Origin of the sequence: Amycolatopsis japonica (genome assembly GCF_000732925.1) — a bacterium.
Classification (GTDB): domain Bacteria; phylum Actinomycetota; class Actinomycetes; order Mycobacteriales; family Pseudonocardiaceae; genus Amycolatopsis; species Amycolatopsis japonica.
Map to the genome: position 1 here is coordinate 3,239,335 of NZ_CP008953.1, position 12,044 is coordinate 3,251,378.

The following is a 12,044-nucleotide window of genomic DNA, read 5'->3' on the forward strand; positions in this document are numbered from 1 at the left end:
TCCGTGAAGGCCTCCTTGAGGGACCCAGAGTCCCTCAAGGAGGCCTTCACGGACTTCGGACCAGTAGGTACAGAGGACACGGCGTGTCAGGCGCAGTTCGACGTCGCCGGAGCGCCAGCGACCCGGTCCTTGAGGAACGCGAGCACGTCGGCGTTCCCGGTGTAGACCGCCGTGATGTGATCGGTTTCGAAGGTCTTCCAGGTCGTCTTGACCCCGGCGGCGCAGTAGGCCTTGTGCAACGCGTCGGCCTGGGCGAACTGCACGAGCTGGTCCTGGGTGGCGTGGTAGAGGAACACCGGGACCTTCGGGGGAGTGCCGCCGAGCTTGTTCTCGTTGAGGCGCTTCACCCATTCCGGGCGCACATACCCGGCACTGGTCGTGTAGTCGGCGATCTTGTTGTTCGCGTAGGTGGTGAGCAGTTCGAACGTGCACGCGCTCTTCTGCATCTCCGCCAGCTTCACGCGGCCGTTGTCGCTGAGGAACGAGTCCAGTTTCAGCTCGGGGTAGGCGTTGTCCAACCCGATCAGGGCGTAGGCGAAGACACCGAAACCGAACTTCCCGTCGAGCTGCAGGGTGACCTGGACGAGGTCGGCGGGCACACCGCCGGCGGCGACGCCGACGAGGTTCAGCTCCGGTGCGTAGGTGGGCTGCAGTTCGCCGGCCCAGGCGGCCGCCCCGCCGCCCTGCGAGTACCCGCGGAAGAGCACCTTGGCGTCGGCCGACAGTTTCGACTCCGGCAGACGCTGCGCGGCACGGACGACGTCGATCACCGCCGGGCCTTCCGAACGCCCGACCACGTACGTCGTCTTCGGATCCTGGCGGTAGCCCTCGTAGTCGGTGAGGGCGACGGCGTACCCGGCGTCGAGCGCGTCGTCGAGACCGGACTGCTCGTAGAACGCGCCGATGTCGATCATCTTCGACGGCGTGCAGGTGAACGCGGGACCGTGCGTACCGGCGGCGAACGAGACGATCGGCGCCTTCGCCGGGTCCACGTTCTTCGGCACCAGCACGGTCCCGGTCACCGCGTCCGGCTGCCCGAGCGCGTTCGTCGACAGGTACATGACCTGCCACGCGTTGACGGAATCCTTACGCGGACCGGCTTTCGAGACCCGCGAGCGGATGATGTCACCCGGTTTGCCCGCCGGGAGCGGGGACGGCGGGGTGTAGAACGAGTCGTCGGACGCCGCCGGGACGGCGGAGCTCGCCGGGCTTCCGGTCAGCACGGTCAGGAGACCGGCGGACAGGACGATCGCCAGCGCGACGGCGAGCGTCCGGCGGGACGGGCGGGGGAACGGGGTCGGCACGGCCGGGCCTCCAGGGCGGGGTGGCGGGTCGGGGATCAGGCGTTGCCGCCGTAGACCTGGCGGCAGGTCGTGGACTCGGTGAACGCGAGATCCAGTTCCGGGTTGGTGCGCAGGTGCTTGATCGGGCCTTCCGGCTCGCTCAGCCCGCTCATCGTGCTGTCCGCGTCGGCGACCACCTTCTGCAGGCTCGCCTGGTCGGTGACCTTCGCGTCCTGCATCTGCGCCAGGGTGGCGGACACCTTCGACTTGGTCTCGCCGAGCGTGGTGGTGGCCTTGTCCACGGCGGACTGTCCATCCGGGACCGGCGGCACGCCGGCGTTCCGGATCCCGCCCGCCATGTCGTCGAGCGCGGCGGACAGGGAGTTCAGGAAACTCACCATGGCGGTTTTCGTCGTCTGCGGGTTGGCGGGGTCGAACGCCGGCGGCTGGGACAGTTTCGCCGAGCCCGTCGCGACGCCCGAGCACACCTTGTCCACCCACGCGAGCGCGGCCGGGTCGGCGTGCCTGCCCGCGTCGGCCGGGTCGTCCGACCCGCAGGCGCTCAGCAGGACCGCCGCGGCGGTCACGGAGACGGTGGCGAACGCGATTCGCGCTGCCGTGCGGCGCATTCTTTTCATGGTTTCCCCGTCGAATTCGGCGAAAGAGGGCCTGCCGCGGCACGACGAGCGGGATTCCGCGATGGTCGGCGGCGACCGGCTTGCTGAACCGCGAGGTTACTCACGAAAGATTACGGCAGGCAAGGCGGGTGCGAGCCGGAAAAGGGGGTTTGGCACGCGCGAGATAGTTTTCCGGGACGCGATTGTCACCCTCGTCAGCGGTTCCGCGAACGACCTCATCCGGCTCTGAACTGGGGAAACCCATGTGTCGCTACTAGGAACACCCCCGGCGCACCGTGCCAGCGTGACAATTTACCGATGGCGCGTCAACTTTTCCGGGGAAGCACTTGATAGCGGTGCGGACGCGTCGTTAGTTTACTGTTCGGTTGCGATCCGTCAGACATCGTCGCTACCCGGAGAATTCTCCCGGGCCGATATTCATTGCTCTGGGGAATTGTACGCCGTTTCGTATCATCGTTGATACCACGGAAGGACGATCGTGAGTCACCGTAGAGGAACCAAGAAGGCGGTCGCCGCCGCCGCCGCAGGTGCCGTGGGGCTTGCCACCGCGGTACTCGTGGTCGGGGCACAGTCCAGTGTCGCCGATCCGATCTCGCTCCCGCTCAACTATCACTGCAACCTGCCGCTCGTGGGGTCGCAGTCGCTCAAGGTGGTGATCAACACCGATCTTCCGCTGTCGGTCAAGACCGGTCAGCCGACCGGGACGTTCGACATCAAGGCCGTCTCCACGATCAACGCGGACACGGTCAGCGGGCTCAACCTGATCGGTGCGACCACGCTGGAAGGCCAGGCCATCGCGGCGGCGAACGTGGCGGCGCCGGGGCTCAACCTCCCGGTCAAGGTCCCGAACGACATCGCCAAGCAGAACATCCCCACCTCGGGCGAGATGACGGTCAACGCGGCGGGCAAGACGCCTTCGCTGACCTTCAACCAGCCCGGCGAGGCGAAGATCACCGTGGGTGACCTGCAGTTGAAGGTCACCCCGCGCAAGGCCGACGGTTCGGTCACCGGCATCACGCCGGACGGCACGATCGACGCGCCCTGCACGCAGGATCCCGGCCAGAACAACACCCTGGCCACGATCAAGATCGGTGACGGGGGCGGCGGCACGACCACGCCGACCACACCCACCACTCCGACCACGCCCACCACCCCCACGACGCCGACCACGCCGACGACTCCGCCCACCTCCACCCCCGGTGGCGGCGGACTCAAGTACGCGTTCGGCATCAAGGGACAGACCGCGCTGAAGTCGCTCGGCAGCACGGCCGCGATCAACGGTGGGTTCGACGCGGACGTGGACCTCGCGTCGAAGACGTTCACCGGTGACCTGAAGCTCGACCCGTCGTCCACCCAGTTCAAGCTGTTCGGGTTCATCGACGGGCGTTCGGAGATCAAGGTCGAACAGGTCGGCAAGCAGACCGGTGAGCTCGTCGGCACCGGGTTCAAGGCGCACATCAAGTTCAACGTGTTCCTGCCGAGCGTGCAGATCTTCGGGATCCCCATCAGCTCCGACCCGAAGTGCGGCACGGTCAGCCCGTCCACCAGCGAGATGACCACGGGTCCGGACTTCGACCTGCTCAAGGGCGGGAAGCTCACCGGCACCTACTCGCTGTCCGCGCTGCAGAACTGCGGTCAGCTGAACGACTGGGTCAGCGCGTTCGCCAAGAGCGACGGCAACACGCTGGACCTGAACCTCACCAAGAAGTAAGTCAGGCAGCCGGTCCCCGTCGCCTCCCGCGACGGGGACCGGTGCCGTTTTCGGGAAGGCGACCATGCCCCTTCGTGCCAACGTCCGGATGCTGCTCGCGGCGGGCCTCATCGTGCTGATCACCGCCGGCTGCCTGCTGTTCGTCGCCGTCCGCAGCGCGGCGGCGGGCACGCCTGTGGACAAGAAACTGTCGTTCACCTGCCCGTTCCCGCTGATCGGGCTGCAGAAGCTCGACGTGAACATCAAGGCCGACTTCGAGGTGCCGACGGCGCCCGGCGGCACGCTCACCACGTCCGGGCTGACCATCACCGTGACCGTGCCGGACAAGGCGGCCCGCGGGCTGAACCTCGTCGGCGCCACCACCATCGAAGGCACCGCGGCGGCGGGCGTGACACTGGTCAACGGCGACGCGAACCCGCTTCCCGTGCGCCTCCCGCTGAACGTCGCGAAGACCGATCTCCCGCCGTCCGGCACGTTCAGCACGGTGGCGACCGGCTCCGTCCCGACCATCACGCTGGCGAAACCGGGCAAGACGACACTCACCGTCGGCGACTTCACAACCCGTCTCACCCCGAAGAAGGCCGATGGTTCTTTCACCGGGCTCGGCTCGTTCACCTCGGACTGCGCGCTCGACCCCGGCCAGGACCCGGTCCTGCTCTCCTTCGAACTCGGCGACAAACCCGCGGGGCACCGGTACGCGGTCGCCGGGAAGACCGGCGTCAAAGCCCTCGGTGCCGCCGCGCCGCTCACCGGCACCTTCGATCTGAGTCCCACCGCGGCCACCGTGTTCAGCGGCGGCCCTGTGTTCGACAAGGCGCACGCCGACTTCCGGCTGTTCGGCTTCCTGCCGGGCTCGGCCGATCTGGAGTTCGTCGCCGAAGGACCGCAGGGCGGCGACCTCGCCGGGACCGGTTTCGTCGCGCGACCCCGGTTCACCACCGTCCTCCCGCTCGTCACGCTCGTCGGCATGCCGGTCAGCACCGGGCCGTCCTGCCGGACGTCGGCCCCGTCGACGGCGGAACTGCGCACCGGTGACGGCTTCACCATGGCGAAAGGCGGCGCGCTCGCCGGCACCTATTCGCTGGCGCCGCTCACCGGCTGCGGCGCGTTCACCTCGTACGTGAGCACCCTCTTCCAGGGAGACGGCAACACCTTCGAACTCGCGCTGACCCCGCGCCAGGCCTAGTGGTCGCGCGGCAGGCCCTGAACGCACTCACGACCACCTGTACCGAAGCCTGACCTGAGACACCTGTTTCCACCACCATCGCAGTAGTCGGCCCGGCGGCGGGTCCGGTTCCCGCCGCCGGTAATCTGCCTCGCGACACCACCAGGGACGCCTGTTCCACCACCGAGGAACCAACGGTGAAACCTGGGAGTGCCACGAAATGACGATTTCCGCGCCGGAGTCCGCCGTCCGCACGGTGGAACTGACCGTGTCGGGGATGACCTGCGCCGCTTGTTCGGCGCGGGTGGAACGCACGCTGAACAAACTCGACGGGGTACGCGCGTCGGTGAACTACGCGACCGAGCGGGCCACCGTGCAGGTCCCCGAAACGCTGGCCGACGAAGTGCTCATCGAGCGGGTCCGCAAATCCGGCTACACGGCCGAGATCCGCGGCGACGAGGATCCGGACATCGGTTTCGCCAGGGTCCGGGATCTCCGGCGGCGGCTGGTCGTCGCCGCGTTGCTCGCGATCCCGCTGGGGAACCTCTCGATCACACTCGCCCTGGTGCCGCGGCTGCGGTTCCCCGGCTGGGAGCTGCTGTGCCTCGCGTTGGCCGTGCCCGTGGTGTTCTGGTCCGCGCTGCCGTTCCACCGTGCCACGTTGCGGAACCTCCGGCATCGATCGTCCAGTATGGACACTCTGGTGTCGTTGGGGGTGCTCTCGTCGTTCGCGTGGTCGGCCTGGTCCGCCTTCGCGGGCGGCGCCGAACCCGGCTACTGGATCGGCTTCGGCCCCACCGCGCCCGGTGCCGACGCGATCTATCTCGACGTCGCCGCCGGGGTGACCACCTTCCTGCTGGCGGGCCGGTACTTCGAGAGCCGATCCCGGCGCAGCGCCGCCGGGCTGTTGGCCGCGCTGGACGCCTTGGCCGCCAAGGACGTCCGGGTTCTGCGGGATGGCACCGAGCGGATGATCCCGATCGGCGAGCTGGCCGTCGGCGACCTCTTCGTGGTCAAGCCGGGGGAGGCCGTCGCCGCCGACGGTGTCGTCCACAACGGACTGTCCACTGTGGATGTCAGCGCGGTGACCGGCGAGCCGGTTCCCGCGGAGGTCACCACCGGGGACCGGGTCATCGGCGCTTCGGTGAACCGGGACGGCAGGCTCGTCGTCCGCGCGACCGCGGTCGGCACGCATACCCAGCTGGCCCAGATGACCGCGCTCGCGGAACGCGCCCAGGCCCGCAAGGCCGCGGTGCAGCGTCTGGTCGACCGGATCTGCGCGGTGTTCGTCCCCGCCGTGCTCGGCGTGGCCGCGCTGACGCTCGCGGTCTGGCTGCTCGGCGGGGCACCCGCGCGCGAAGGGTTCGCGGCGGCCGTCGCCGTCCTCATCATCGCCTGCCCGTGCGCGCTCGGGCTCGCGACGCCGACCGCGCTGATGGCCGGGGTCGGCCGCGGCGCCCAGCTCGGCATCCTCATCAAGGGCCCGGACGCGCTCGAGGCGAGCCGCACGGTGGACACCGTCGTACTGGACAAGACCGGCACCGTCACGACCGGAAAGATGACCGTCACCGCGTGCCGCCCCGCCGACGGGTTCACCATCGGCGAGCTGCTGCGGTTCGCCGGGGCCGTGGAGGCCGGTTCGGAACACGCCATCGCGGCGGCCGTGGTGACCGCGGCGCGGGCCGAGCTGCCGGACCTGCCTCCGGTCGAACGCTTCGCCGCGCTGCCCGGGCTCGGCGCGCAGGGCGAGGTCGAGGGACACGACGTCCTTGTCGGCAACGCGCGGTTGTTCGCCGAGCGAGGGATCCCCTGCGACTTCACGGCGGCGGACGGCGCGACGGCGATCCTCGTCGCGGTGGACGGCCGGATCGCCGGGCACCTGGAGGTCCGGGACGTCGTGAAACCGTCGGCGCGGGCCGCCGTCGACGCCCTGCACGCGCTCGGCCTGCGGACCGTGCTGCTGACCGGCGACAACGCAACCGCCGCCCGCGTGGTCGCGGACGAGACCGGCGTTTCCGACGTGCGCGCCGGGGTGCTGCCCGCGGAGAAGGCCGCGGTCATCGAGGAACTGCGGGCCGGGGGAGCGCGGGTCGCGATGGTCGGCGACGGGATCAACGACGGTCCGGCGCTGGCCACCGCGGATCTCGGCATGGCGATGGCACAGGGCAGCGACATCGCGGTCCGCTCCGCCGACATGGTGCTGGTCCGCGAAGACCTGCGCGTGGTCCCCGACGCCATCCGGCTCGCCGACCGCACGCTGCGGATCATCCGGGGGAATCTGTTCTGGGCGTTCGGGTACAACGTCGCCGCGATCCCGCTGGCCGCGCTGGGACTGCTGAACCCACTGATCGCCGGGGCGGCGATGTCGCTGTCGTCCGTGCTCGTCGTGTCCAACAGCCTCCGGCTCAAGGACTTCGGCCGGGCGGACCGACGCGCCGCGTGACACTTCCGGGTGGTTTTGTACCATCGCCCCTCGGAACAAGGGGGCCTTCGTGAAGCCGTTGAACACCGGCGAACCCACCGGCGTGGGGCGCTACCGGGTGTTCGCCGCGCTCGGCGAGGGCGGGATGGGCCGGGTGCTGCTGGGGACCTCGTCCGACGGGCGCCTGGTCGCGATCAAACAGGTCCATCCCGGTTTCGCGCACGACCCCGGCTTCCGCGAGCGGTTCCGCCGGGAGGTCGAAACCTCGCGCCTGGTGTCCGGCGCGTACACCGCTCCGGTCATGGACGCCGACCCGAACGCGCCGACACCGTGGCTGGCCTCGTTGTTCGTGCCGGGACCGGCCTTGTCCGATGCCGTCTCCGCGGGCGGTCCCTTGCCTCCGACGGCGGTCCGGCATCTCGCCGCCGGGCTCGCGCTGGCGCTCGGCGACATCCACCGGGCCGGGCTGATCCACCGCGACCTGAAGCCGAGCAACGTCATCCTCACCGGCGACGGTCCCCGGGTGATCGACTTCGGCATCGCCCGCGCCGTCGAAGGCGACTCCGAACTCACGCACACCGGCGCCGTCATCGGTTCGCCCGGGTTCATGTCGCCGGAACAGGCCGAGGGCAAGCCGCTGACCCCGGCGAGCGACATGTTCTCGTTCGGCGCGCTGCTGGTGATGGCCGCGACCGGAACGAATCCCTTCACCGGGACGTCCACCCCGCACACCTTGTACAACGTCGTCCACGTCCACCCCGATCTGCGGCACCTCGCGCCCGAGCTGCGGCAGATCGTCGAGCCGTGCCTGGCGAAGAACCCGGCGGACCGGCCGTCCCCGGCCTGGGTATTGGAGCGGCTGGGCCCGATCCCGCCGGTCACCAGCCCGTGGCCGCCGGTGGTGTCGCACCTCATCGCGACGCAACAGGCCGAGGTGCGGCGGCTGTTGAACCCGCCGCCTCCGAAGCGATCCCGGCGTGGCCTGTACGCGGGGCTCGCCGCGGCCGGCGTCGTGCTGCTCGTCGGTGGCGTCGTCGCGGCGGTCTCCCTGTCTTCGGACGATTCGCCGCCGGCCGCCGTCGCACCGAGTTCGCCGCCGCAACCGGACGAGCCGATCGCCACCCCGGTCAACCAGGACCCGCTCGGCCCGGACAACCTGCGCCGGGTCGACCTGTGCAAGGTCCTGAACGGACGCGACGTGCCCGGGTTCGGCAAGCTCAGCACCAAGATCGACATACAGTTCGATTCGTGCACGTACTCTTCGCCCGCGGGCAAATGGCTGGAGCTCGCGATCGGCGGCGACCTGGTCGAAGGCGAAGCGGGCGGCGAGCTGGAAGGACTTCCATTGCGGGTCAAGGGATCCGACGACGCGTGCGCGGTCGCCGTCCCGGTCTCCGGCCTGCCGAACACGAAGCTCACCGTCGATGTCAACTCGATGTCCACAAAGGACGCCGCGTGTTCGGTGGTGAAGGCGGCGCTCACCGACGCGGTGAAACGGATCCGGGCGGGCGGCCAGGAACGCGAGCTCCCCGCCGGGACGCTGGCGCCGCTGGACCCGTGCGCGCTGGTCGGCCCCGTGACGACGGACCGGCTGATCGGCCCGGTCGTCGAAACGATCCGCGAACATCTGCACCAGTGCCGGTACGACGCGGCGGGCAGTGTCCGGCTGAGCCTCGTGCGGGCGTACCCGCCGGTCCAGTCGAAGGACTCGTACTACACGGGGACCGCCACCCTGGATCTCGGTGGTGCCAAGGTGTACCTGGCGAAGAAGGACGACGGCATCGCCCGCTCCAGCTGCTCGCTGACCTGGCAGCATCGGTCCGTCAGCGACCGCGACGGGGAGAACGTCGAGCTGACCGTCGGGACGAGTGGTACGAAGATGACCGCCGACGAAGCCTGCGAGAAGGCCAAGGCCTTCGCCGGGGTGCTGCTGCAGAAACTTCCGAAACCCTAGGGCTGGTCAGTGAAACCGTTGAACCCCGGCGAACCCCGGCAGATCGGCCCGTACCGGATCATCGCCGAACTCGGCGAAGGCGGGATGGGCCGCGTCGTGCTCGGCCTGGCTCCGGACGGCAGGCTCGTCGCGGTCAAACAGCTGCACGCCCAGTTCGCGCACGACCCGCGCTTCCGTGAGCGGTTCCGGCGCGAGGTCGCCACGTCGCGGCTCGTCTCCGGCGCCTACACGGCCGCGGTGATGGACGCCGACGCGGAAGCGGAAACCCCGTGGCTCGCCTCGGTCTTCGTCACGGGACCGTCCTTGAAGGAGGCCGTGGACGCGGCCGGACCGCTGCCCGCCGAGTCGGTGCGGCTGCTGGCGTCCGGGCTCGCCGCGGCGCTGACCGAGATCCACCGTGCCGGGCTGATCCACCGGGACCTCAAACCCAGCAACATCATCCTGACGAGTGACGGTCCGAGGGTGATCGACTTCGGCATCGCGCGGGTGGCGGAGGAGGCGCAGGACCTCACCGGGACGGGCGCGATCATCGGCTCGCCCGCGTTCATGTCCCCGGAACAGGCGGGCAGCGGGCAGATCACCGGCGCGAGCGACGTGTTCTCCCTCGGCGCGATCCTGGTCATGGCCGCGACCGGCCGCGGCCCGTTCACCGGCCCGACCGCGCCGCAAACGCTGTATAACGTCGTGCACGGCGCGGCGGATTTCAGCGCCGTCCCGGACGAGATCCGGCAGCTCGCCGAACCGTGCCTGGCCAAGGAGCCCGCGCGGAGGCCGACCCCGGAACAGATCCTGGACTTCCTCGGCCCCGTGCCGCCCGGTGCGGCGCCCTGGCCGCCGGCCGTGCACGCGCGGATCCGCCAGCAGGACAACGAGGTGCGTTCAGTGCTGGCGCTGCCGCTGCCGATCTGGCGGCCGCCGCCCAAGAAGATGGCGCCCCGGACGAAGAAGATCCTGTTCGGCTCGCTCGCCGCGGTCGTCCTGCTCGTCGTGGCCGGGATGGTCGCGCTCGGCCTCGCGATCGCCGAGCACGCCAAACCCGAGAATCCCGGGGTCACCTCGCTGTCGGCGAACGATGCGCTCGCCGCGGAACGTCTGCGGCTGGTGGATCCGTGCAAGGTGCTCGCGGGCCGGTTCGTGCAGGAATTCGGCACCCTGAAACCGGAAACGAGCCCGATCTATCCGGCCCGCTGCAAGTACACCGGACTCAAGGGCGTCAGCTTCGAACTGCGGCTCGGCGAAGGGGTGAGCACCAGCAGCGTCGAACGGACGGAGCGCACGGCCGAAGGGCTGCCGTTGCTGCGCAGCACGATCAGCGGCGGCTGCGATTCGGTCGTGCAGCTGCCGTCGGACCGGCGGCTCGGCGTCGTCGTCTCCCATCCGGGGCGGGAGGGCGATCCCTGCAAGGCCGCCGACGACGTGCTGAGCGCCGCGCTCACCCGGCTGCGTACGCACGAGGTCGATCGCGCCGGTGACCCGGCGAGCCTCCTGCCGCTCGACCCGTGCGCGGTCGCCGATCCGGCGGTACTCGGCAGGACCATGCCCAACACGCAGCCCGCCCCGCGGACGTTGCGGATCTGCGAGTGGGTGGGCGGCGGGGACACGCTGACGGTCGAACTGCAGCGAGGCGCCTACGCGCCGGAGGGATCGCCGGTCGACCTCGGCAGCGGTGTCACCGGTGACATGCGAGAGTTCGGCGGCTCGAACTGCGCCGTCACGTGGCAGCATCGGCCGCTGCCGGACCGCGAGGTCGAACACGTCGCCGTCCGGCTCCTGGCGCGCGAGGGGAGCGGAAGCCCTTGCGACCGGGCGAAGGAGATCGCGGGCTCGATCGCGTCCCGCCTGCCGAAACCCTGAGCCTCGCGGATGGGTAACCCCCTGTGAGGCCCCGAAAACGGGGTCCGCTAAGCTATCGCCAGTACGAACGAAACACCACGCGCGTTTAGCTCAGCGGGAGAGCGCTTCCCTGACACGGAAGAGGTCACTGGTTCAATCCCAGTATCGCGCACCAGGTTCGCTTCCTCCGGTGGACCGAAGTTCGTACCGCGGGCGATTAGCTCAGGGGGAGAGCGCTTCGTTCACACCGAAGAGGTCACTGGTTCGATCCCAGTATCGCCCACCGCAGTGAAGGCCCCACCCGGCATCGGGTGGGGCCTTTTCGCGTTGTGCCTGGACACGTGACTCGCGTGATTGAAGACGGAACTCACGTGATTGGACGCCGAACTCGGTGATCCGGCCCCAATCACGCGAGTTCCGTCTCTGAACACGCGAGTTCGGCTTAGCGGAGCGCTTCGATCATCGGGGTCAGGGTGTTCATGGTCGCGGCGAGGTCGGCCTTCGGGTCGGGGGAGTGGGCGAGCCAGACGGCGGCCTCGTTCATCGCGCCGGAAAGTAGGCGTACCAACGGTTCGACGGGCCGCTTCGCCAGGACGCCCTCGGTCATCAGGCCGGTCAGGGCTTCGGCGAGGTGCCGGGCGGAGGACTCCGCGTCCAGTTCGCGCCAGTCCTGCCAGCCGACCACCGACGGACCGTCCAGCAGCATGATCTGCTGGGTCTCCGGATCGGTCGCGGCGGCGAGGAACGCGCGGCAGCCGGCGAGCAGTCCGGCCCACGAGTCCGGCGCGGCGTCCGCGGCCCGCGCGATCTGCTCGCCGACGTCGTGCTGCACGACGCCGAGTACGTGCCGGAACAGCTCCGCCTTGCTGCTGAAGTGGTGGTAGAGCGCGCCTTTGCTGACGCCGGCGGTCTGCGCGATGGTCTCCAGGCCGACCTTGCCGTACCCGTGCTCGGCGAACAGCCGCCGGGCGGTGGCGGTCAACGCCTCCATCGTCTCTTCGCGCTGCTGCTGTTTCGTGCGGGCCATGCCCGGATCTT

At 69.7% G+C, this 12,044-nt stretch carries 8 protein-coding genes and 2 tRNA genes; 7 read left to right on the top strand and 3 right to left on the bottom strand.

All coding sequences use genetic code 11. From position 1 onward, the window contains the following. Nucleotides 1-86 precede the first annotated feature (86 nt). Together AJAP_RS15240 and AJAP_RS15245 are read right to left on the bottom strand one after the other, a co-directional pair. Nucleotides 87-1,304: a lipase family protein gene (locus tag AJAP_RS15240; protein WP_038512023.1), complete on the bottom strand. Its 1,218-nt coding sequence runs from the start codon at nt 1,302-1,304 to the stop codon at nt 87-89. 35 nt (nt 1,305-1,339) lie between these two features. Beyond that, nucleotides 1,340-1,912 (bottom strand): hypothetical protein, encoded by a 573-nt coding sequence (locus AJAP_RS15245; protein WP_038512025.1) that lies wholly within the window; start codon nt 1,910-1,912, stop codon nt 1,340-1,342. A 487-nt stretch (nt 1,913-2,399) separates the two neighbouring features. On the opposite strand from AJAP_RS15245, the gene AJAP_RS15250 reads away from it, so the two are divergent. The 7 genes from AJAP_RS15250 to AJAP_RS15280 all read left to right on the top strand — a co-directional run bounded on the left by AJAP_RS15250 (nt 2,400) and on the right by AJAP_RS15280 (nt 11,289). After that, on the top strand, nt 2,400-3,632 hold the full coding sequence (locus AJAP_RS15250) for a DUF6801 domain-containing protein (protein ID WP_038512028.1): 1,233 nt from the start codon (nt 2,400-2,402) through the stop codon (nt 3,630-3,632). A gap of 64 nt (nt 3,633-3,696) precedes the next feature. Continuing rightward, nucleotides 3,697-4,818: a DUF6801 domain-containing protein gene (locus tag AJAP_RS15255; RefSeq protein ID WP_038512031.1), complete on the top strand. Its 1,122-nt coding sequence runs from the start codon at nt 3,697-3,699 to the stop codon at nt 4,816-4,818. A 199-nt stretch (nt 4,819-5,017) separates the two neighbouring features. Then, nucleotides 5,018-7,240, top strand: coding sequence for a heavy metal translocating P-type ATPase (locus AJAP_RS15260; RefSeq protein WP_038512034.1), 2,223 nt, complete (start codon nt 5,018-5,020; stop codon nt 7,238-7,240). A gap of 49 nt (nt 7,241-7,289) precedes the next feature. Continuing rightward, a complete protein-coding gene (locus AJAP_RS15265) occupies nt 7,290-9,173 on the top strand; it encodes a serine/threonine-protein kinase (RefSeq protein ID WP_038512036.1) in 1,884 nt (627 codons plus the stop codon). Between the two features lie 9 nt (nt 9,174-9,182). After that, a complete protein-coding gene (locus AJAP_RS15270; RefSeq protein WP_038512039.1) occupies nt 9,183-11,027 on the top strand; it encodes a serine/threonine-protein kinase in 1,845 nt (614 codons plus the stop codon). Nucleotides 11,028-11,106: 79 nt separating this feature from the next. Continuing rightward, a tRNA-Val gene (locus AJAP_RS15275) sits at nt 11,107-11,181 on the top strand. 36 nt (nt 11,182-11,217) lie between these two features. Then, nucleotides 11,218-11,289: transfer RNA gene (locus tag AJAP_RS15280), tRNA-Val, on the top strand. A gap of 159 nt (nt 11,290-11,448) precedes the next feature. Here AJAP_RS15280 and AJAP_RS15285 read toward each other — a convergent pair. Next, on the bottom strand, nt 11,449-12,033 hold the full coding sequence (locus AJAP_RS15285; RefSeq protein WP_038512042.1) for a TetR/AcrR family transcriptional regulator: 585 nt from the start codon (nt 12,031-12,033) through the stop codon (nt 11,449-11,451). Nucleotides 12,034-12,044 lie beyond the last annotated feature (11 nt).

Excerpts from the sequence above, each read along its gene's own strand:
- AJAP_RS15245 (WP_038512025.1), bottom strand. The coding sequence starts at position 1,912 with ATGCGCCGCACGGCAGCGCGAATCGCGTTCGCCACCGTCTCCGTGACC.
- AJAP_RS15255 (WP_038512031.1), top strand. The coding sequence starts at position 3,697 with ATGCCCCTTCGTGCCAACGTCCGGATGCTGCTCGCGGCGGGCCTCATC.
- AJAP_RS15260 (WP_038512034.1), top strand. The coding sequence starts at position 5,018 with ATGACGATTTCCGCGCCGGAGTCCGCCGTCCGCACGGTGGAACTGACC.
- AJAP_RS15285 (WP_038512042.1), bottom strand. The coding sequence starts at position 12,033 with ATGGCCCGCACGAAACAGCAGCAGCGCGAAGAGACGATGGAGGCGTTG.